Here is a 21,996-nt window from a genome sequence, read left to right as displayed (position 1 = left end):
TAAGAAACCATGAAGAACTTTTTTTCAAATATAAGAGGTGATGCCTTTGGAGGTATTACAGCGGGTATTGTTGCATTGCCACTAGCATTAGCTTTTGGGGTTAGCTCCGGATTAGGCCCAAGTGCTGGATTGTATGGTGCTATATTCATTAGTTTTTTTGCAGCACTCTTTGGAGGAACGCCTACCCAAATATCGGGACCTACAGCACCTATGACCGCAGTAAGCCTTTTGATCATAGCAGGTATCTTAGGAGCGAATGAAGGAAATATAGAAAAAGCATTACCAGCTATATTAACAGTATTCCTGCTAGCAGGGCTTATTCAAATTATATTAGGTTTTGCTGGTGTTGGAAAGTATATACGATATATCCCATACCCGGTAGTATCCGGTTTTATGACAGCTATAGGTGTGATGATACTTATTACACAAATACTACCGTCCTTAGGTTATTACCCAAAGGAAGATACAAGTTATGTAAATGCCTTTAAACCACAAGCAGAAGAAGTTATATTAGAGAAGATTTTACAGGAAGAAGCAGGAGAGGGGTTATTAGTACTGGAAGACTTTAAAGAAACTATTGAACGATCTGGTAATATTACAGAGGAAGAAATACAAATAGAGGCGCAAACCTTGGCTAAATCTGCAACTTCGGGAGTTGTTGGGACATTAAAAACACTCCCCAGAGCATTAAAAAACATTAGTTATATGGAATTGATCCTTACCATTATGACTATCATTATCATATATGGATTTAAGAGAATTACTACGGCAGTACCCAGTACATTAGTTGCATTATTGGTGGTATCCGGGGTAGCTTATTTTGCCGGGTTGGATTATCGTCCTATTGAGCAAATACCAAGTGGATTTCCAAAAATAAACTTAGGAATATTTAGCAATTTTAGTTTTGGATCCGTATCTCCATATATTTTTACAGCGATCTCATTGGCTTTTCTCGGTGCTATTGATTCACTTTTGACATCAGTAGTAGCAGACAATATGACGAAAACCAAACACAATCCTAATAAAGAGCTGGTAGGACAAGGTATTGGAAACAGTATTGGTGCCCTGTTTGGAGGGATCCCCGGGGCCGGGGCTACCATCCGCACAGTAGTGAATATTAAGTCAGGGGGAAAAACAAAACTATCCGGAATGATTGCCGGCGTATTACTTTTAATTATACTTCTCGCTTTAGGTCCTGTTGCATCGCAAATACCGGCAGCAGTGCTGGCAGGGATCCTTATTACTGTAGGGATAGGCGTTATGGACTATAAGGGGCTCAAGGCAATACCTAGTATGCCAAAAGATATTAACCTAAAAATCTTCAAATTTAGTTCAGAAGTGTTGGTGATGCTCATAGTACTTATATTATCGGTAGTGTGGGATCTGGTAAGTGCAGTAGGTATTGGCCTGGTATTATCAGCCCTTATCTTTATGAAAAAGATGGGTGACTTTACAGCAGATGATTCACGGGTGCTTAAATTAAAAGAAGCTAATCAAAAAGATAAGTTATGGAAAGATGAACTTATGTTTCCTGAGAATTTAGCAGAAGAAGTATTTATAAAACATTTGGATGGCCCATTATTTTTTGGATATACAAGTGAATTTCAATTATTGGCAAAACAAATTCCAAATACAGCATCTCATGTAGTACTACGTATGGACAAAGTCCCTTATATAGACCAAACAGGGTTGTATGCGTTAGAAGAAGTGCTTTTAGACTTAGAACGTCGAGAGGTACATGTATTAATAATAGCACCACAAAAACAGCCATTGATGATGATGAAGCGAATTGACATTATACCGGACTTGGTCTCGGAGGATCGTATATTTGATAATTTTGATGCATGTATCAACTATATGAAAGACAATGTGCCAGATAAATATTAAAAGAAATATAAAAGAAAAAATAAGCCCTTAAATTTTTAAGGGTTTATTTTTTAACAGCAGCAGTAACCATAGCAACTAAAAAGTTTTGCTCATCGGTTATTGCTGTTTCTTCTTCTATAAAGGAAGTTAACTTTGATTTGTTATAATGGTATAGTTTCCAACGTTTGAATTGATATTCTAGGGCTGTAAAGTTTTCAACCCAATCGCCGGAGTTTAAATACAAGGTTTTTCCGTGCTTATTTTCCTTTTCGATAATTTTAGGCTGATGGATATGTCCACAGATCACATAATCATATCCATTTTCTATGGCCAGATTGGTGGCTACATTTTCAAAATCATGAATATGTTTAACTGCACGTTTTACACTATTCTTTATTTTTTTTGAAAGGGAATATTTTTCTTTGCCTAAATTAAGTAGGCACCAATTAACAAAACGGTTCAGGAGTATTAATAAATCATAGCCATATCCCCCTAATTTGGCTAACCATTTAGCATTCTGTATGGAAATATCGAATACATCACCATGGAAAATCCATGCTTTTTTTCCATCTAGAGGTAAAACTACTTTATTGACAATAGAAACATTGCCAATAGTTGTTTCTACAAATTTTCTTAGAAGCTCATCATGATTGCCAGTAACGTAAATAACTTCGCAACCATTAGCTGCCATATCAATAATTTTTTTGATAACTTTTAAATGTGAAGAAGGAAAGTACCGTTTACTGAATTGCCAAATATCTACAATATCACCATTCAAAATAAGTTTTTTAGGCTCTATACTGTTTAAATAGGCTAATAATTCATTAGCATGACACCCATAAGTTCCCAAATGAACATCAGAAATAACAACGACTTCAATTTTTCTTTTAATCAAGATAAAAACGTTTATGCAAAATAAGTGATACTATATTACTAGAGTATTATGGAGAGATTAAATAATTATTGGATGATTGTTAAGTAATTATTATATAGAAAGAATGCTTGTAATACATTGTTTTAACACTCTAACAGGATATATGTTATAGGTTATTTGGGTTTACCGCTAGAATATTAAAAAGATTAGCCTTAGCGTTGTAATATTTGTTTTGTAATTCATTCTGTTTAAGTTTAGCATCAATGAGGCTTCGTTCACGAGAATTTACTATAAATAAAGAACTCTCACCAAAACTAAACTTACGTTCTTCAGCAGTTAATAATGCTTCATAATTTGTTGTAATATTCTCAATAAGCTTTCTTTGTTCTTTTAAAGAGTCTATTTCATTATAGGAAGCTATTACTTTATTATAGATCCTTATTTCGGTAACTTCTATTTCAAATTGTGCATCCTGCACCTTGTAATTAGCTAGTTTTAGATCGCCTCTTTCTTTTCTGAGAAATAATGGTAATTTGAAAGAAATCCCTCCTTTGTATTCATCAGTATTAAATGAGCGTGCTATTTCCGGAGACTCTGTAATAAAGTTATATTCCAAATCTATTTTTGGAAGTAATTTGTTCGCCTTTAACTTTTTATCGATGGTCAACCCTTCAATTTTATAGTTCAGGGACTTTAATTTGGGGTGGTCCTCTATAGAAAAATTATCAAAAATTATGTTTTCAATACCAAACACATTGTCGATAGCTTCTTCTACAGGAATACCTGGTACTACATTGGGCTGTAATTCAACAGGTGTATCATCATTTAACCAAAGAAAGTTAGATAATTCTAAGCCAGCTTTCGTGATAGCTAATTTTGCCTGTTCAAGATTTAAAGCTCTATTTTGATAAGCAATACCGGCTTCTACACTATCAATAGCTGCTTTATCACCTGCAATGACACTTTTTTTAACGCCTTCATATCGAATTTTAGCATTCTCCAGAAAATCCTGATATATTTTTAATTCATTATAGGTCCTTAACCAATTAAAGTAGGCAAGGGCTGCCTCATAGAGTATTTGGTTTACGAGAATGTCCCTATCCGCTTTTACCTGCTCTCTAAAAAAACGGGCTTTTTTTAGAGTGGCCATTCGTTCATTGATAAGAAACCCCTGAGCAATCGGTATGGAGACACCAGCACTAAATAACCCATCATCAGGTACAGAACGTTCAGGGTTGAGAAAAGCCCCTTCGTTTTGCTCAAAATTAGCTTTCAATTCAATGCCATACCATGTAGGGATTTTAAAAGTAGCATCAAGCAATTCATAATACTCGATTCCTTTAAATCTTTTTTGATTGTAATCAATTGTAATATTAGGATCAAAGCCACCTCTTGCTTTCATAAGGGTGGCTTCGCCGGTATTCACGACTAATTCTGATTGTTTCACAATAGGGTGATATTTTTTGACATACCCTAAGTATTCCTCAAAGCTCAATGCTAGGCTATCTGTTTGTTGTGCCGATAAAAAAGAAACCAATAGAAAAAGGCTATTACTAAGAATTTTTTTCATGGATCTATTTTTCAGATGTATTGTTCGAATTTTCAGTTTGATAATAATTAGGAGGAAATCCATTGAGTTTACGCCAAAGCTCAAACCAAATAGGTACATCATTTAATAAAGCTAAAGTGGATGCTCCTGAGCCTACACGGATATCCTTGGGCCATTCATGGTCTTCTTTATCAGGAGCTATTAAAACCCTGTATTTCCCATTCTCGCTAATGAATGTTTCAATAGCAACTACTGTTCCGCCATACGTTCCATAAGACGCATTGGGCCATCCGCTAAAAACAATTGCAGGCCATCCGTCAAACTGAATGCGTACCTTTTCACCAAGTTGTATTAATGGTAAATCAATAGGTTTAACATATGTTTCTACAGCCAAATCATAGTTTGCCGGCATGATTCCTACTAAGCGTTCCCCTTCTTTAAAAGTCTCGCCAACACCTGCTTTAATAGCTTTATTGATATAACCATCTTGTGGTGCCTGGATGTAATATAGCGCATTTCGTATTTCATAATTAGAATAACTATTTTCTAGCTTAGTTACTTGTGCTTCGGTGTCGAATTGACCAGACTGGGCTGTAAATATGTCACTTTGTGCTTTAGCTATTTTATCAGTATATTCAGCTTGTAGGCGATTAATCTCAATTTCGGCATTAATAACTTCATTTCTGCTTGTCAATAATTTATTTTCTTGAGAGATAAGTTTTGCTTGAGTCTCTTGAAGCTTTAAACGTTTTTCTTCTACATCAGTTATAGCTTTTAACCCTTCACTTTCCAGTTGTACTATCCGATCATATTGCCGTTTTGCAATTGTTATATTTGTTATTGCAGCTTCCAGGTCAATACTATCGCTTTGTACTTTAAGATTGGCTTGCAGTAGTTTGTTGTTTGCTTGTTTTAGTTTTAAAGATCGCTCATTTTTTAGTGCATTTACTTGGGTATTGAGCGCTTTTACTTTTTCCTGATAGGAAGTAACTGCCATTGATTTTGCCTTAATTTGTTTTCCAGTCCGTTCTACCAATTTAGGATCAAAATACTCATTCTTTATTTCTGAAATAAAAAGTATGGTATCCCCTTTTCCTACATAATCCCCTTCTCTTACATACCACTTTTCAATTCTACCGGGAATGGGTGACTGAATAGTTTGTGGGCGTTGATCGGGAGTTAGTGTAGTTACATACCCGTTTCCTGAAATATTTTGTGTCCATGGCAAAAAGAGCACAATAACGCTAATTACGGCAAAAGCAATTAGAAAACGGTTAAAGTGTTTATAGTGCCTTTTGTGAAATGCCTTTTTTACTGCATTATAATGCGAAAGGTCAACAGTTCTATTTAATTTATTATTTGCAATGTTTAACATTGAAGCTTATTTTTTTTCAATTATTTTACCATTGTTCATTTTAATAATCATGTCAGATTTTGTTGCCCATTTTGGGTTTTGGCTTACAACTACTAATGCCCATGAATTTGTTTTGTCAGTTAAGAAGTTAATGATTTCCGTTGCTTCTTTTTCCTCAAACTGGTCGAGAGGATCTTTTAAAATCAATAATTTTGGGTTTCTAACAATACTCCTTGCCAAAACAATTTTTTTTGATATAGTATAAGGAATTTGCCTTCCTTCCGGATATAAGATGGTTTTTAATCCTTTTGGCTGTTGTTTTATAAATGTCGTTAACCCTGTTTTTTCGATAGCATTGTCGATAGCTTCTTTTGAGATAGAAGTGTCTCCAAATGTAATGTTATCTATAATAGTCCCCTCAAAAGGAGACTCTTCACTTAATGATTGTCCTAAGTGTGATCTATAATAGTTTAAATTAATACCTTTTAATGCAGTATTGTTTATGTAAATATTCCCTAAGGTTGGTTCAATGAGGCCAGCAATAAGCCTTAATAAAGTAGATTTACCTGAACTTCCAGGCCCTTGTATCAATATTCGGGCATTTTTAGAAATGGTCAAAGAGATATCATCCAAAATATTCCTGTCACCGTCAGGTATAGTATAAGTAACATGCTCTAGCTCAACAGTAAATTCCTCATCTTCCTTGAAGGGTTGTTCACCTTCTTGAGGCTCCAGTTCTTTATCGACTACTTGCCCCAGTTTTTCTAAGGAGGTAAGCACATCATAAAAAGATTCAAGTCCCAGAATAAGCTTTTCAACAGAATTAATAACCAAAAGAATAATGATTTCTGCGGCTACAAACTGTCCAATGTTCATTTGTTGGTTTAATACCAGAATCCCTCCAATTAGTAACAATCCGGCTGTAACTAATACTTTAAAACCAATCATTTGAATAAACTGAATAACCAAAATCTTGAAATGACTTTCTCTAGAATTTAAATATTCAGCTACCAGTCCATCATTTTTTTGAAGAGCATGACTGGTTTTTCCGGATAATTTGAAACTAACAATAGCCCTAGCTATTTCTTGTATCCAGTGCGCCACTTTGTATTTGCTTTTAGATTCTTCTAAACTGGTTTGAAGCCCTTTTTGTGCGGTGAATTTAAATACTCCATACATTAAAAGGAGCAACAACAAACCGTAAATAATAAAGAAGGGATGGTAAAGCGATAGTAAAATAAGCCCAAAAATAATTTGTAGCAATGCAGCAGGGAAATCAACTAATATTTTTGCCAATCCTTTTTGCACGGTGAGTGTATCAAAAAAACGGTTTGCTAACTCCGGCGGGTAATAATTTCGGAGTTCACTCATCTTTATTTTTGGGAACCGATATGTGAACTCAAAAGAAGCTCTTGTAAATATTTTCTGTTGTACATTTTCAATGATACGTATTTGCATAAGCTGTAATAAGCCTGCAAAAGCGACTCCGAGTGTAACTAGAATAACCAGTACAACCCATGAGGTACTCATTTGTGCTCCTTGAATAAGGTTAATGATGGCTTGGATACCCAGAGGTAATGATAGGTTTACAAGCCCGGCGAAAACAGCATAATAAAAGATTTGAAAAATATCTTTTTTATCCAATTCTAGTAACCCGATGAGCCGCTCCCAAGCAGTTAGTATATTTTTAGGCATTGCAATTATTTTTTAGGGTGTTAAATACTAAATGTGTGAAGTAGTCAGTAGGGGTAACTTCTTCACTACAATTCGTAATGGAAGCAAAATGTTCCTTTAAGAAATGTTGATGTAACGTGCCTTCCAGAACTGTACTGGAGAGGCTTGCCGGATAGGGATACTGAACATTTACAGCAACAATCATATCACGTATTCTGGTTACCAATCGTTTGTATATAGCAAAATATCCTTCTTTGTTTTCAGTATCCACTTCTTTTGTAAGATAGGATTTAGAATATTCGTTAATGACTATTTTGTTTAACACTATTTCATTAATATGTGAGAAAGAGGTATCCTCTTCTGTGGTTTTTGTAACAATTTCAATAGCTTTCTTAAGACGTTGGTCAGGATCTGTAATACTGTTAGTAGTAAATACCAATTGATACTCCAACCAACCCCAATACCATGAAGTGAGGTATAAAAGCAATTTATGTTTGTTCTCAAAATACCGATATATGGAGCTTTCGTTAGATCCAATGCGTATCCCTAGTTTTTTAAATGTAAAATTTTCAAAACCAATTTCATGGATAAGGAGAATGCTGTGTTCTATGATGCGCTTTCCTAAGTTAGATGACTCAGGGTCTTTCACATAGATAGCTTCGTTGATGCTGACCTTTAAATTTGATAATATATATTTCATTTTTGAAATATTTATGCGCAAATATAATAGTAATACTTTTAAACTAAAATAGCTTAACTATTATTTAACAAAAATATATATAAAGGTTTTTCATTAACATTTTGAAAATTTGATGGTTACATAGGAAAGATGTTAACTAAGAAAGTTATCCCAAATAAAAAATCCCGTGTTAAACGGGATTTTTAGCGGAGAAAGAGGGATTCGAACCCCCGGAGGTGTGACCCTCAACAGTTTTCAAGACTGCCGCATTCGACCACTCTGCCATTTCTCCTTTAAGGAGTGCAAATATAGAAAGCTTTTTAATTTCATAAAACAATTTAAAGTGCTTTTTTATGAATCCGGATATTCTATTGCTAAAATATAATAAGTAGAAGGTTGTAATCTCTCAAAATATAGTATTTTCGATTTTTAATTTATGCAATGGATACACTTTGGGAAGTATTGCTTTTATTAGGAGTTGGCTTTTTTACTGGCTTTGTTAATACTATAGCTGGAGGAGGGTCACTTATAACATTGCCGTTACTTATCTTCTTAGGATTGCCCCCCAATGTTGCAAATGGCACTAACCGGATTCCGATCCTCATTCAAAGTCTTGCTTCTTTAGCAGGTTTTAAAAGTAAAGGCTTGCACATAAAACCATTTGCTTGGTATGTAAGCATTGTAGCATTAATAGGAGCACTTATTGGAGCGCAAATTGCCATTGATATAAAAGGGACGACCTTTAACCGGATTTTAGCCGTTTTGATGGTTTTAATGGTACTGTTCATGGTATTTCAACCAAGGAAGAAAGGACATGAAATTGTAGAAAGGAGTACCGGCAAATATTTTTGGCTTAGTATGGTTTTATTTTTTTTTATTGGTGTTTATGCAGGATTTATTCAGGCAGGAACAGGTATTTTTACATTGTTAGTACTATCAGCTGTCAATAGAATATCCCTTATTGAAGGAAACGTTGTTAAAGCTGTTATAATTCTTGTGCTTACCATAGGGGCACTAACACTCTTTATTATTCAAGTGCCAATACATTGGGAATATGGTTTATATATGGCAGCCGGAAATGCTATAGGAGCATGGTGGAGCAGCCGCTGGTCTGTAAAAAAAGGTGATAAAGTAGTGAAAATAATTCTGCTAATTATGGTTATAGGAATGGCTGTAAAACTCTGGTTTTTTTAATTGGTTATTCTACCATAGCTTAAATCTATAAAAATTGAATAATTCAACTTCTTTGATTCCTTTATTTTTGCAGTATAAAGTATTAAATAGGACTAATGGATGTTATAAAACAATTAAAATGGCGTTATGCTACTAAAAAATTCGACGCTGATAAGCCACTTTCAGAAGCTAAATTAGCAGTAGTAAAGGAAGCATTTAATTTAACGGCAACTTCTTATGGCCTACAACCCATAAAGCTTATAATTATTAATGATAAAACATTGCAAGAAAAGCTAGTAGAATACTCATGGAACCAGCAACAAATAGCAGATGCCTCACATGTATTGGTTTTTTGCATAGAAAGTAAGATTAATGAAAGTTATATAAAAGAATACTTTAAGCGTGTAAAAACCATTCGAGAAACTCCGGAAGAAATATTAAACCCATTCAAAGACAATTTAATTCAGCATTTTAGTTCTAAATCTACTGAAGATGTTAAAGACTGGGCTACGAGACAAGCGTACCTTGCTATGGGGAACTTGCTAACGATTTGTGCTACGGAAGGTATTGATGCATGTCCTATGGAAGGTTTTGTCCCGGAGAAATATGATGCGATATTATCACTTGCATCAAAGGGATTGGAATCTGTTCTGGTAATGCCAATAGGCTACAGAGCATCGGATGATATATTCTCAAATTTCAAGAAAGTCCGGAAAGCTATTTCAGAGGTTATTATTGAAATATAATTACAATCCAAAAACAATAGTTCCCCATGTAACGGTGAGTATTGTAATCAATACAATTGCAATCAGGTTAAGCACAAAACCTGTTTTTGCCATTTGCCACATACTAAGTTTTCCACTTCCATAAACAATAGCATTTGGAGGTGTTGCAATAGGGAACATAAATGCCATAGAACCTGCTAATGTTACAGGAATCATTAACAGTAATGGATTAACATTAATCTCCGTAGCGAGCCCTCCGATAATTGGCAGAAGCATTTCGGTAGTTGCTGTATTACTAGTAAATTCCGTTAAACCACTCATTAAACTTGTAACCAATACAATAAGGCTCGTTTCGGAAAAATCTTTTGCACCGACCAGCAAGTTTCCTAAGTAGTGGGACAGGCCACTTTCTACAAAGCCATTTGCAATTGCAAAACCACCTCCAAAAAGTAATACAATATGCCATGGAATCTTTTTAGTAATATTCCAGCTAACCAGCGCTTTACTTTTCTTTGATGATGGAACAATAAACAAAAGAAGTGCAACACCTATGGCTACAGTTCCATCGTTTATATATTCAGGAGCAGATAACATACCAGACCATCCGGGAATAGCTATGTTACCAATAGTGATACTTTTTCGGAATATCCATAGAAAAACAAGTACAATAAAAAGAAAACCTACTTTTTTTTCTTCTGAAGACATTTTTCCAAGATCCGCATATTTTTTTTTAAAGAAAGAAGAGGGTAGTTGTGAACTATTTTTTTCTGGTTTAAAAGCTAAGAAAAGGTATATGAGTGTAATGATGAAAAGTACAAATGCTAAAGGGAAAGCAAACAATAACCAATTTCCAAAAGAAATTTCTTGACCGGTAGGAAACATGATCTCATAAATCCTAACAAAAGATAGATTTGGAGGTGTTCCTACTAAAGTAGTAATTCCGCCAATAGAACATGCATAAGCGATTGCAAGTAGCAATCCATTTGAAAACGAACGGGTTGTGTTCTTTGGAGCCGTTTCTTTTAATGCTGCTATCACTGAAAACCCAATAGGCAACATCATCATAGCGGTGGCAGTATTGCTCATCCACATAGACAGGAATGCGGAAGCCAGCATAAACCCGAAAAGTATTTTAAGTGGACTTCCACCAATAACTGATAAAATTTTTAGTGCGATCCGTTTGTGCAATCCCCATTTCTCTATAGCTAAAGCCATGATAAAACCACCGATGTATAAAAAGATAATGTAATTGATATATGAATTTGATATCATTTTACCATCAAGTACCCCTAATAGAGGAAATAAAACAAGAGGAAGGAGGGAAGTGGCTCCTACAGGAATGGTCTCTGTAACCCACCAAAAAGCCATAAGTATTGCAATGGCTGCTGTATACGTAATTTGGGGACGTTGTTCATCTAAATCAACAAAAAGTATAAAGGATGTGAATATAGCAAGCCCTAAGATGACTAATGGGTAATTGATTTTCGAAACGACTTTAATGCCTGCCATTTAATAATTTACATATTCAACAATTTCCAAACCATAACCAATCATACCTACTCGTTTTGTTTGGGAAGAATTGGAAATCAACCGAATTTTTGAAATATTGATATCGTGCAATATTTGTGCACCAATACCAAAATCTTTGGTGTCCATATTAATTTTCGGAGCTTTTATTTCACCTTGTTCCTGTAATTTTTTTAATTCTTTTAAGCGGAAAAGTAAATTTAAAGATTGACTTTCTTGGTTGATAAATATAATAGCTCCTTTACCTTCTTCATTTATACGCTGGAACATATCATCTAACTTTTTATCAGCATTATTCGTTAAAGTACCCAGAATATCGTTGTTTACAAGTGTTGAATTGATGCGGGTAAGTACAGGCTCGTCATGTTTCCAGTTACCTTTGGTAAGCGCAATGTGTATTTGTTTATTGGTTGTTTGCTCATAAGCTCGTAACCGGAATGTCCCGAAGCGCGTTAGAATGTCATAATCTTCTTTTTTTACAATTAGACTGTCATGCTGCATTCTGTAAGCAACAAGATCTTCAATAGATACCAGCTTTAAATCAAATTTTTTTGCTACTTCGATCAATTGGGGAACTCGTGCCATTGATCCGTCTTCATTCATAATTTCTACAATGACACCTGCGGGTTTTAACCCTGCTAACCGGGCAAAGTCGATAGCTGCTTCTGTATGTCCCGTACGCCTCAGCACCCCACCTTGTTTGGCAATTAGCGGAAAAACATGCCCGGGTTTGCTAAGCTCAAAAGGTTTTGTGTTTGTATCAGAGAGTGCTTGGATAGTTTTTGCCCTGTCAGACGCAGAAATACCAGTAGAAACCCCATTGCCCCTGAGGTCAACAGAAACTGTAAAAGCTGTTTCCATGGGATCGGTATTGGTGTTGACCATGTTGTCTAGCCCGAGTTCTTCACAGCGTTTTTCGGTAAGCGGGGCACAAATAAGCCCACGGCCATGCATAGCCATGAAATTAATCATTTCAGGAGTTACTTTTTCAGCAGCGGCTACAAAGTCACCCTCATTTTCCCTGTCAGCATCATCAACAACAATAATTACTTTACCTTTTCGAATGTCTTCGATGGCTTCTTCTATAGTATTGAGTTTAACTTCCACGGAACCTGCTATGATAGTATTGTTCATATGAATATATTAAATATATTTATTTTATCCTTTTATGCGTTTGATTTTTAGTTTTCCAAACAAACTTTTAAAGCGCTCTATAAATCCATCAGTATCAAATATGCCTTTATCAGCAGTAGCCCTTCGTGTTAATAATACACTTAATGGCAACATTATAAGTGTAGAAACCCAGGGCCCTATAACAGGAGAAATATTTCCATTTTCTGCATAATTTTTTGAAAAGATATCTATAAAATAATAAGTCAAGAAAAGGACAATAGCAATAACCATGGGAAGTCCTAATCCTCCTTTTCTAATGATGGCCCCTAATGGTGCTCCAACAAAGAAAAGTATAACACAGGCAAAAGCTAGGGCATATTTTTCATGGAGTGCCATAATATGATGGTTGAGTAATTTATCTCTTCGTAACAGGTCACTTTTTTTCCCTTCAATAGTGGCACGTGTATTGGTTATGTTTCTAATGGCAACATTTAAAAGGTCTGTTTGCCTCCATTCATCGAATAGGGAAACCAACTCTTCACTAGTGCTGATAGTTCTTTCTTTTATTGCCGTAGTATCTTTTCTCTTATTTTTTTTAATGTTTTTTAGCGTAGGGTTCAATCCCATCCTGCTATAGATGTTTGTCCCAAAACTATTTGAAATCTGTCTGTTGTCTATCGTTATGGAATCGATGAAGAAACCCAATTCTTTTACGTTGAGCATTTTATATAAATTGGTATACTTTTCTTCATTTAAATCTACATTGTTTAATTCTCGTAAATCAACATTAATAGTATAATATTCAAAATGCGCTTTTGCATGTGGATATTTTAACCGATCCTTTGCTGAACTAGGTTTTACGTCTTCATAATAATTACCGTCTTTTAAAACCAGATTTAAAATCTCAGAATCTTCACTGCTTTTCAATTCTCCTTCTTTCGCTTTTATAACAGTTTTGTTCTCACCATTACTTGTCTTCTTATGGATGATTACATTTCGTAGAAAGTTATCATTTTCACCATATTTTTCATCTACTTTAATATTTATTTCGCCTACTTCATTAAAGATCCCTTCATTGATTGCCAATGCCGGTTTTAATTTGGCAATGTTCCTGCGTAAATTATATGATTTATATTCAGCCTCAGGGATAACATTGTTTGCGAAGAAAAATGTGCCAATCCCCAGCACAACAACAAAAATGATAAGGCTCCTCATGGCCCTTTGGAGAGATACCCCAGAAGCTTTCATAGCAGCAAACTCATAGTTTTCTGCAAGGTTCCCAAAAGTCATTATTGAAGAAAGTAATACCGTTAGTGGCAAAACCCTGTTGATAAGTGTGGGGGAGTAATAAAAAAGGAATTTTCCGATGATAGCTAAATCAAGCCCTTTCCCTGCAAATTCTTCTACAAAAAACCAAATAGCTTGAAAAATAAAGATAAACATCAATATCACAAAAGAACTGGTGAAATTGAACAGGAAACGGGATAAGATGTATCTATCTAGTATTCTCAAGTAGTGAATTAATTTCTAGTTATATAATATCCGTTTTCTTCATATTTCTTTTCATCAAAAGTGAATAGGGTTTTTGACAATGGTTGGTTGGTTTTAAAAGAATTTACGGTGATAGTATAGGTATTGCCGGTCTTTTCTATTTGTATGAGATTGTAAATATGCTTAGTTGCTGCATCAATTCCCAATAAGATTTGTTTTATTTCGGTATTCGAGTCAATAGGAATAAGTTTTACATATTGAATTTTACGGCCTCTTATATTTTGGAGGATGTCCCATTCATATCGATATCCTTCACGATAAAAAGTAAGCATTTTTGAAGGGGTTACTGTATTTTCATCTTCCGAACCTTTATTGTCAATAGTGACCTCTTCATTTTCAGGAACAATGCTATATAGTTTATTTCCATCAAATAGTTGGGTGGCACCCAAATAATTCAATAGGTATTTGTCTTTTTGCATAGTTACGTCACCCCGGGTTTCTTGTGTGATGTTTTCTTCCGTATTTTGAAGTGTATATTTGAATTCAACAAATATGTTTTCGTAACTATTTACTTTTTCGTAAACGTCATCTAAAAGTGTTTTTGCTTTATTGACGTTTTGTCCGGTTGCTTGAATAGCTATCAGTAAACATAAACTTATCAATATCCTTTTCATTTACTCAGTATTTTTTTCGTTATTTAGTAGTTGTTCTAATGCAGCCAAATCATTAATTAACACTTGTCGGGCTTTACTCCCTTCGAAAGGTCCTACGATACCGGCTGCTTCTAATTGATCAATAAGCCTTCCGGCACGATTGTATCCTAATTTTAGTTTCCGTTGTAATAATGATGCCGAACCCTGTTGTGCAGTAACAATCACTTGTGCTGCTTCATTAAACAAGGCATCTCTCTCAGAAGCATCTACATCAATACCTATGCCAGATTCTTCTCCGACATATTCGGGCAATAGATATGCTTCGGGATAAGCGCGCTGCGAGCCAATATATTCTGTTATTTTGGCAACTTCGGGGGTATCAACAAAAGCACATTGCAAACGGATTAGATTATTTCCCTGTGTATAAAGCATGTCCCCTTTTCCTATCAGCTGATCTGCTCCTTGATGATCTAAAATAGTCCTGGAATCTATTTTAGAAGTTACCCTGAACGCAATACGTGCAGGGAAATTTGCTTTGATGATCCCTGTAATTACATTTACAGAAGGTCGTTGTGTAGCAATGATCAAATGAATACCAATTGCCCTTGCCAGTTGTGCCAACCTTGCTATAGGTGTTTCTACTTCTTTTCCGGCTGTCATTATTAAATCAGCAAACTCATCTACAATCAATACAATATAGGGAAGGTATTTATGCCCTTCATTTGGATTTAGTTTTCTCGCTTTGAATTTTGCATTGTATTCTTTGATGTTACGGACCATGGCATTTTTGAGCAGTTCGTAACGGTTGTCCATTTCAATACATAGTGAGTTAAGCGTATTAATAACTTTAGTATTGTCTGTAATAATGGCTTCTTCAGTATCAGGGAGTTTGGCGAGATAATGCCGCTCAATTTTGTTAAAAAGTGTAAGTTCTACTTTTTTGGGATCAACCAATACAAATTTTACTTCTGCAGGGTGTTTTTTATACAACAAGGATGTTAAAATAGCATTTAACCCCACAGATTTTCCCTGTCCGGTAGCTCCGGCCATAAGTAAATGGGGCATTTTGGCCAGGTCAACAACATAGGTTTCATTGCTAATGGTTTTACCTAATGCAATAGGCAACTCCATTTCTGCATTCTGAAATTTAGAGGAGGCAATTACTGAACGCATGGAAACAATAGTCGGTTTTTTGTTGGGCACCTCTATACCAATGGTCCCTTTTCCAGGAATAGGGGCAATGATCCGGATGCCCAAAGCAGATAGAGACAGGGCAATATCATCTTCTAGGTTTTTAATTTTGGAAATTCGAATACCGGCCTCAGGTACAATTTCATAGAGCGTGACGGTAGGCCCTATAGTAGCTTTTATCTGCGCAATACCAATTTTGTAGTTCTTAAGTGTTTCTACAATTCTGTTTTTATTTCCTTCTAGTTCTTCTTGATTTATGGTGATGCTTCCTGCTCCATAATCGTTTAATAAATCAAGCGTAGGAAATTTATAATTGCTCAATTCCAGCTTAGGGTCAAATTCCCCAAAATCTTTTACTAATTTATCAGCGAGGTTGTCTGATTCTTCTTTTTCGTTTTGAATTTTTTCTACTTCTACCTTTAAAGTATCTTCTTTAGCTTCGGTGTTTGTATTTGATTCTGTGTTTTTTTCTTCGTTTGTTTTTAACTCAAATGAGTTTTCGATAGCAACATCTGATAAATTGTCTATAATTGAATAATTTTTGATTGTTGGTTTTAGCGCTTCTTTTGAGCGTTCAAAGGATGAACTTTCTTTAGTTTCTGAAACATTGAATTCTATCGTGTTTTCATTTGTCTGATTTTTTCCGGTGGAGGCCATTTCTCCTATAATAGCTTCTTTCTTTTGAATGAAAGCATCGTAAATCTTTTCGGGGGTTAATTTTAGACGAATAGCCAAATAAGTTATCAATATGAAGGTAAGTAAGAGTATAACACCGATTTTGCCGATATATGTTTGCAAAAAGTCATTTAACTCATAACCTATAACACCCCCTAACAAAGGGGCTGTATTTCCAATAAACCCAAATAAAACAGCCACCCAACAGATAATTAAAATTCCCCAAAACCAACGGTTCATAAGTTTTATCTTAGGTGAATTAAAAAATAAACGGAGACCTGTTAAAAAAAGTAATATAGGAAATAAGAATGAAGCGACTCCAAACCCTTTATAGATAAAAAAATGACTCACAGCTGCACCAAATTTCCGCATTACATTTTTTGCAGCGGCATTTCGGTTAACAAAGTCAGAAAGGATACTTTGGTCTTGTTGCCATGTATAAAAATAGGAAATAAATGCTGCTAGCATAGCGATACTGAGTAGCATAAGCAAGCTCCCAAAAACGATTTGATATTGTTTTGGGATGGTGAAAACGTTATTTTTTTTATTTGAAAAGCGTTTTTTTTGCTCCTTATTTTTTTTAGCCATTGGCAATCATCAGGTTTCGAACAAAAATACGAATTACAAACGTTCCTTTAGGGGATATATTTTTAAAAAATTTTCGGAATGTATATAATCCCTCCAACAATAATTGCAGCACAGGCTGTGATGAGTACACTTCCTGCTGCAATATCTTTTATGCGTGCTATTTTATGGTGATGTTCCGGATGTATAAAATCGACGGTTTTTTCTATGGCAGTATTAATACCTTCTAATCCCATTATCAAGCCAATGACCAGTATCTGAAACATCCATTCGTTGCTGGATATATGGAAATAAAATCCTGCAAAGGCCATTATAATTGCGATGGTAAATTGTACCTGAATGCTAGGTTCTGTAGAAACCAGTATAATAAAACCTTTTATAGCATACCTGATACTTTGAATTCTTTTGATGATGAAGTTTCCCATGAATGAATGTTTTTATCCAAAGTTATATTAAAAAGCCCTTATCCAATATTGAACAAGGGCTTTAGTAGATGTATTTGCTGTACTATTCTTTATCTATAGAACCTAATACCCTTGACATGAAATCATTTAGGGCTTTTTTCTTTTTAGTCCCATCTTTTATAGATTTATGAACTTCTAGGGCTCCATACATATTGGAGAGCAACTCACCAATGACATCCAACTCTTCGTCTTTGAGGGATGAAACTTCGGTAATAGCTTCCAATGTTTCAATAGCCTCGAGGACGTAGTCTTCATCATTTTCTTCAATGAACCCTACAAGATGTTTAATTACCGGTAACTTCATGAACTAAATCGGTTAAGACTTCTAATTTGTTGGTTTGTACTTGATTGACCAACTTTCCTTCTTTAAAGGCAGCAAAAGTTGGAAGGTTATCTACTTTTGCGAGCTTTCGGGATTCCGGAAATCTCTCTGCATCTACTATCACAAAAGTTGCTCCTTTATTTTCAGAAGCCAATCGTTTAAATTTAGGCTTCATGATTCTGCAATTACCACACCATCCTGCGGAATATTGCACAAGTACAATATCCTTTTCGGAAACGATATCAGCTAATATATCTTGATCTAATTCCTGAAACATAACTATGAATGGCTTAAATATGTGGCAACACCTTCTCTGGTAGCTGACATGGCTTCTTTTCCTTCTTCCCAGTTAGCCGGACAAACTTCCCCATGCTTTTGCACGTGTGCATAGGCATCTATTAATCGAAGGTATTCATGGACATTTCGTCCTACCGGCATATGGTTAATGCCTTCATGGAATACGGTTCCTTCTTCATCTATTAGATAAGTAGCTCTATAGGTTACATTATCCCCTTCGTATATGATCGTATCTGTTTCTTCATTATAGGTTTCTGATTGAATATCCAGAATACCTAAGATGTTTGATAAGTTTCTATTGCTATCCGCAAGTATTGGGTAGGTAACTCCCTCAATACCTCCATTGTCTTTTGCAGTATTTAACCATGCAAAGTGTACTTCCGGTGTGTCACAGGAAGCCCCTATTACGATTGTATTCCGTTTTTCAAACTCCCCTAAAGCTTGTTGAAAGGCATGCAATTCAGTAGGGCATACGAATGTAAAATCTTTTGGATACCAGAATAACAATACTTTTTTCTTCTTATTAACGGCTTCTTCAAATATGTTTAACTTGAATGTATCTCCCATTTCATTCATGGCATCTACATCAAGATTTGGAAATTTTTTACCAACTAGTGTCATTTTATGATTTTTATTTGTTATTGATTACAAATTTACTAATCCAAACAGGTTTTATAAATAAAGTTAAATTATATTATTTTATAGATTAATAGAGATTACCTATTTTGTTACGAGCTGTTTTATTTTAATATGAAAAGCAGCAAATAGGAGTGTCATGAAAGGGCTTAACCAATTGAAAATAGCAAAGAAAAAGTAATCCATCACCGGAACACCTAATACTCCTGATTGATATGCTCCACAGGTATTCCAAGGAACTAAAACAGAAGTAACCGTACCAGAATCCTCGAGGGTCCTACTCAAATTTTCAGGAGCTAGCCCCCGGTCTTTATAAGCTTTAGAAAACATCTTTCCCGGAACTACCAAAGCCAGGTATTGGTCCGAAGCTGTCACATTCAATGCTAAACAACTAGCTACTGTACTGGCAAACAGTCCAAAAGTTGTTTTTGCCATATTCAATAATGCTTTACTGATAGTAGATAAAGCTCCTATGGCATCCATTACGCCTCCAAACACCATGGCGCATACAATAAGCCAAATGGTACCAAGCATTCCACTCATACCTCCTGAACTGAAGAGGTCATTCAACTCAGTACTGGAGGTTTCTACAGCAGTATCAATGGTCATAGCATTCATGACACCTTGATAGGCGCTGGTAAATGTTAACTCGTCTGCTCCGGAAATAGCCAGTAAAATTTCAGGTTGTGCTATAACGGCTGCAATGCCACCAAGTAGTGTTCCAATCAACAATGCTATGATGGGAGGTGTCTTTTTTATAATTAAAAAGATAACAGCTATAGGTACAATGAATAACCAGCCATTGATATTAAATGATTCACTTATGGCATGAAGTTTATCTGAGATGTTTGGAGAGCCGTTGGTGTCAATAGTCAGGCCAATAATTATAAAAGCTACCAATGTAATAACAATAGTAGGGACCGTAGTCATAGCCATATAGCGTATATGTGAAAACAGTTCACCTCCTGCCATAGCCGGTGCTAAATTGGTGGTATCACTTAAAGGCGACATTTTATCTCCAAAATAGGCACCAGATATAACTGCTCCGGCAGTCATTCCCATCGAAATTCCGAGCGTGTTCCCAATACCAACCAATGCTATACCTACTGTTGCAGAGGTAGTCCAACTACTACCTGTTGCAATTGAAATAATGGCACAAATGACCACACAGGCAGGTAAAAATATAGTTGGGTTTAAGATTTTTAATCCATAATAAATCATAGAAGGGATAATACCGCTGATAAGCCAGGTACCTGCTAGAGCCCCTACAAAAAGTAATATGATAAGTGCTCCTGTGGTTGATTTTACATTTTCTGCTACTTCTTCCAACATTTGCTTGTAAGAAACTTTATTAAAGAATCCTACAATGGCAGCTACTGCAGCACCCAGTAATAGAATAAACTGATTGCTTCCGTCCAATGCAGCATCACCATATACATATACATTATAAAACAACATGCCAACGAGTGCAACTACCGGAATGAGTGCTTCCCAGATATTTAGTTCTTTGTTTTCTACAATATGCTCATCCTGAGGTTGCCTTGGTTTTATATTTTGACTTTCCATATGGTGTATTTGTTTTTGACGTGTAATAATACAATTTTGTTGTAGGTTCACCAAATTGTTTAATGAGAATAGAATAACAATGACATAATGTAATCAGTTACAGCTTTATTGGATAGGACTAAATACATTCGTAATTTTGTACACCAAAATATTCATAAAATAAAAAATCAATATGAATCAATATGATGTAGCCATAATTGGCTCTGGCCCCGGAGGGTACGTAGCAGCGATCCGCTGTGCTCAACTAGGAATGAAAACTGCCATTATTGAAAAATACTCTACATTGGGAGGTACATGTCTAAATGTGGGCTGTATCCCTTCAAAAGCATTGCTAGACTCTTCCCATCATTATGAAGATGCTGTAAAACATTTTGAAGCGCATGGTATAGAAATACCCGGTGAAGTAAAAGTAAATTTAGAAAAGATGATTGCCCGGAAGCAGGCAGTAGTAGATCAAACCTGTTCAGGGGTGAAGTTTTTAATGGACAAAAATAAAGTTGAGGTATATGAAGGGTTGGGAAGTTTTGTAGATGCTACACATATTGAGATCAAAAAAAATGATGGTAAAAAAGAACAAATAGAAACCAAAAATAGTATTATTGCAACTGGTTCCAAACCTTCTACACTACCATTTATTTCAATAGACAAGGAACGGATCATCACATCAACAGAAGCATTAAAGTTAAAAGAAGTACCTAAGCATTTAATTATCATTGGCGGAGGTGTTATTGGGCTCGAATTAGGGCAAGTGTATAAGCGATTAGGAGCAGAAGTTTCGGTAGTGGAATATATGGATCGTATTATTCCGGGAATGGATGGAGCATTAAGCAAAGAACTCCAAAAAGTATTGAAAAAACAGAAAATAAAATTTTATACCAAACACAAAGTAAAAGCTGTAGAACGTAAAGGAGATGAAATTACAGTAAAAGTAGATGATGCAAAAGGGAAAGAAGTGGCGTTGAGAGGTGATTATTGTTTGGTTTCTGTAGGGAGAAGGCCTTATACAGAAGGCTTGAATACAGAAGCAGCCGGTGTAAAACTGAATGATAAGGGACAGGTAGAAGTTAATAACCACTTGCAAACCAATGTATCTAATATATATGCTATTGGCGATGTTATTAAAGGAGCTATGCTTGCACACAAGGCAGAAGAGGAAGGGGTAATGGTTGCTGAGATTTTAGCGGGGCAAAAGCCACATATTGATTACAATCTTATTCCTGGAGTCGTTTATACATGGCCGGAAGTAGCTGCTGTAGGTAAAACGGAAGAAGCCCTGAAAGAAGCAGGTGTGCAATATAAAGTTGGGCAATTTCCCATGCGTGCTTTAGGCCGTGCACGGGCAAGTATGGACATAGACGGCTTTGTAAAAATACTGGCGGACGCAGAAACGGATGAAGTATTGGGTGTACATATGATAGGAGCCCGGGTGGCTGATTTGATTGCAGAGGCCGTTACTGCGATGGAATTTAGGGCTTCTGCTGAAGATATTGCACGTATGAGCCATGCCCATCCGACCTATGCAGAAGCTGTTAAAGAAGCTGCACTGGCTGCTACCGAAGACAGGGCATTGCATGTATAGCTC

Annotated in this window: 19 protein-coding genes and 1 tRNA gene; 4 read left to right on the top strand and 16 right to left on the bottom strand. The window is 35.6% G+C overall.

The genetic code is table 11. The features are described from left to right. Window positions 1-9 precede the first annotated feature (9 nt). Window positions 10-1,887: a SulP family inorganic anion transporter gene (locus WBG21_RS01820; protein WP_340074194.1), complete on the top strand. Its 1,878-nt coding sequence runs from the start codon at window positions 10-12 to the stop codon at window positions 1,885-1,887. 43 nt (window positions 1,888-1,930) lie between these two features. Here WBG21_RS01820 and WBG21_RS01815 read toward each other — a convergent pair whose 3' ends face one another. The 6 genes from WBG21_RS01815 to WBG21_RS01790 all read right to left on the bottom strand — a co-directional run bounded on the left by WBG21_RS01815 (window position 1,931) and on the right by WBG21_RS01790 (window position 8,288). Continuing rightward, entirely contained in the window at window positions 1,931-2,761 is an 831-nt protein-coding gene (locus WBG21_RS01815) for a UDP-2,3-diacylglucosamine diphosphatase (protein ID WP_340074192.1), read from the bottom strand. 145 nt (window positions 2,762-2,906) lie between these two features. Continuing rightward, on the bottom strand, window positions 2,907-4,310 hold the full coding sequence (locus tag WBG21_RS01810; protein ID WP_340074190.1) for a TolC family protein: 1,404 nt from the start codon (window positions 4,308-4,310) through the stop codon (window positions 2,907-2,909). A 4-nt stretch (window positions 4,311-4,314) separates the two neighbouring features. Continuing rightward, window positions 4,315-5,664 (bottom strand): HlyD family secretion protein, encoded by a 1,350-nt coding sequence (locus tag WBG21_RS01805; RefSeq protein ID WP_340074188.1) that lies wholly within the window; start codon window positions 5,662-5,664, stop codon window positions 4,315-4,317. A gap of 6 nt (window positions 5,665-5,670) precedes the next feature. Beyond that, complete coding sequence (locus WBG21_RS01800; RefSeq protein ID WP_340074186.1) at window positions 5,671-7,338, bottom strand: peptidase domain-containing ABC transporter; 1,668 nt, start codon at window positions 7,336-7,338, stop codon at window positions 5,671-5,673. Then, window positions 7,331-8,017 (bottom strand): TetR/AcrR family transcriptional regulator, encoded by a 687-nt coding sequence (locus WBG21_RS01795; RefSeq protein ID WP_340074184.1) that lies wholly within the window; start codon window positions 8,015-8,017, stop codon window positions 7,331-7,333. The genes WBG21_RS01800 and WBG21_RS01795 overlap by 8 nt, the downstream gene beginning before the upstream one ends. A gap of 186 nt (window positions 8,018-8,203) precedes the next feature. Beyond that, window positions 8,204-8,288: transfer RNA gene (locus tag WBG21_RS01790), tRNA-Ser, on the bottom strand. Between the two features lie 149 nt (window positions 8,289-8,437). Between WBG21_RS01790 and WBG21_RS01785 the strand changes: the two genes are divergently transcribed. Next, a complete protein-coding gene (locus WBG21_RS01785) occupies window positions 8,438-9,190 on the top strand; it encodes a sulfite exporter TauE/SafE family protein (protein ID WP_340074182.1) in 753 nt (250 codons plus the stop codon). A 95-nt stretch (window positions 9,191-9,285) separates the two neighbouring features. After that, window positions 9,286-9,915 (top strand): NAD(P)H-dependent oxidoreductase, encoded by a 630-nt coding sequence (locus WBG21_RS01780; protein WP_340074180.1) that lies wholly within the window; start codon window positions 9,286-9,288, stop codon window positions 9,913-9,915. On the opposite strand, the gene WBG21_RS01775 is transcribed toward WBG21_RS01780, so the two are convergent. The 10 genes from WBG21_RS01775 to nhaC all read right to left on the bottom strand — a co-directional run bounded on the left by WBG21_RS01775 (window position 9,916) and on the right by nhaC (window position 20,414). Next, on the bottom strand, window positions 9,916-11,403 hold the full coding sequence (locus WBG21_RS01775) for an SLC13 family permease (RefSeq protein ID WP_340074178.1): 1,488 nt from the start codon (window positions 11,401-11,403) through the stop codon (window positions 9,916-9,918). Further along, the gene (gene ribB, locus WBG21_RS01770; RefSeq protein WP_340074176.1) at window positions 11,404-12,555 is read right to left on the bottom strand and encodes a 3,4-dihydroxy-2-butanone-4-phosphate synthase; all 1,152 of its coding nucleotides are present in this window, start codon (window positions 12,553-12,555) and stop codon (window positions 11,404-11,406) included. Window positions 12,556-12,579: 24 nt separating this feature from the next. Beyond that, window positions 12,580-14,046: an LptF/LptG family permease gene (locus WBG21_RS01765; protein WP_340074174.1), complete on the bottom strand. Its 1,467-nt coding sequence runs from the start codon at window positions 14,044-14,046 to the stop codon at window positions 12,580-12,582. An 8-nt stretch (window positions 14,047-14,054) separates the two neighbouring features. Next, a complete protein-coding gene (locus WBG21_RS01760; RefSeq protein WP_340074172.1) occupies window positions 14,055-14,699 on the bottom strand; it encodes an outer membrane lipoprotein periplasmic chaperone LolA1 in 645 nt (214 codons plus the stop codon). Then, on the bottom strand, window positions 14,700-17,132 hold the full coding sequence (locus tag WBG21_RS01755) for a DNA translocase FtsK (RefSeq protein WP_340074170.1): 2,433 nt from the start codon (window positions 17,130-17,132) through the stop codon (window positions 14,700-14,702). Between the two features lie 62 nt (window positions 17,133-17,194). Continuing rightward, window positions 17,195-17,554: a diacylglycerol kinase gene (locus tag WBG21_RS01750; protein WP_340074168.1), complete on the bottom strand. Its 360-nt coding sequence runs from the start codon at window positions 17,552-17,554 to the stop codon at window positions 17,195-17,197. Between the two features lie 82 nt (window positions 17,555-17,636). After that, on the bottom strand, window positions 17,637-17,897 hold the full coding sequence (locus tag WBG21_RS01745) for a DUF6952 family protein (protein WP_340074166.1): 261 nt from the start codon (window positions 17,895-17,897) through the stop codon (window positions 17,637-17,639). Further along, complete coding sequence (locus WBG21_RS01740; protein WP_340074164.1) at window positions 17,878-18,192, bottom strand: thioredoxin family protein; 315 nt, start codon at window positions 18,190-18,192, stop codon at window positions 17,878-17,880. Before WBG21_RS01740 ends, WBG21_RS01745 begins: the two co-directional genes overlap by 20 nt. Before the next feature lie 2 nt (window positions 18,193-18,194). Further along, window positions 18,195-18,833, bottom strand: a complete 639-nt coding sequence (locus tag WBG21_RS01735; RefSeq protein WP_340074162.1) for a peroxiredoxin — start codon at window positions 18,831-18,833, stop codon at window positions 18,195-18,197. A 99-nt stretch (window positions 18,834-18,932) separates the two neighbouring features. Further along, window positions 18,933-20,414: a Na+/H+ antiporter NhaC gene (gene nhaC / locus WBG21_RS01730; protein ID WP_340074160.1), complete on the bottom strand. Its 1,482-nt coding sequence runs from the start codon at window positions 20,412-20,414 to the stop codon at window positions 18,933-18,935. Between the two features lie 172 nt (window positions 20,415-20,586). Between nhaC and lpdA the strand changes: the two genes are divergently transcribed. After that, the gene (gene lpdA, locus WBG21_RS01725) at window positions 20,587-21,993 is read left to right on the top strand and encodes a dihydrolipoyl dehydrogenase (RefSeq protein ID WP_340074158.1); all 1,407 of its coding nucleotides are present in this window, start codon (window positions 20,587-20,589) and stop codon (window positions 21,991-21,993) included. The last annotated feature ends 3 nt before the right edge of the window (window positions 21,994-21,996 follow it).

It is taken from the genome of Leptobacterium meishanense, assembly GCF_037645805.1.
GTDB classification, from domain to species: domain Bacteria; phylum Bacteroidota; class Bacteroidia; order Flavobacteriales; family Flavobacteriaceae; genus Leptobacterium_A; species Leptobacterium_A meishanense.
This window is presented reverse-complemented; position numbering and strand designations above follow the sequence as displayed.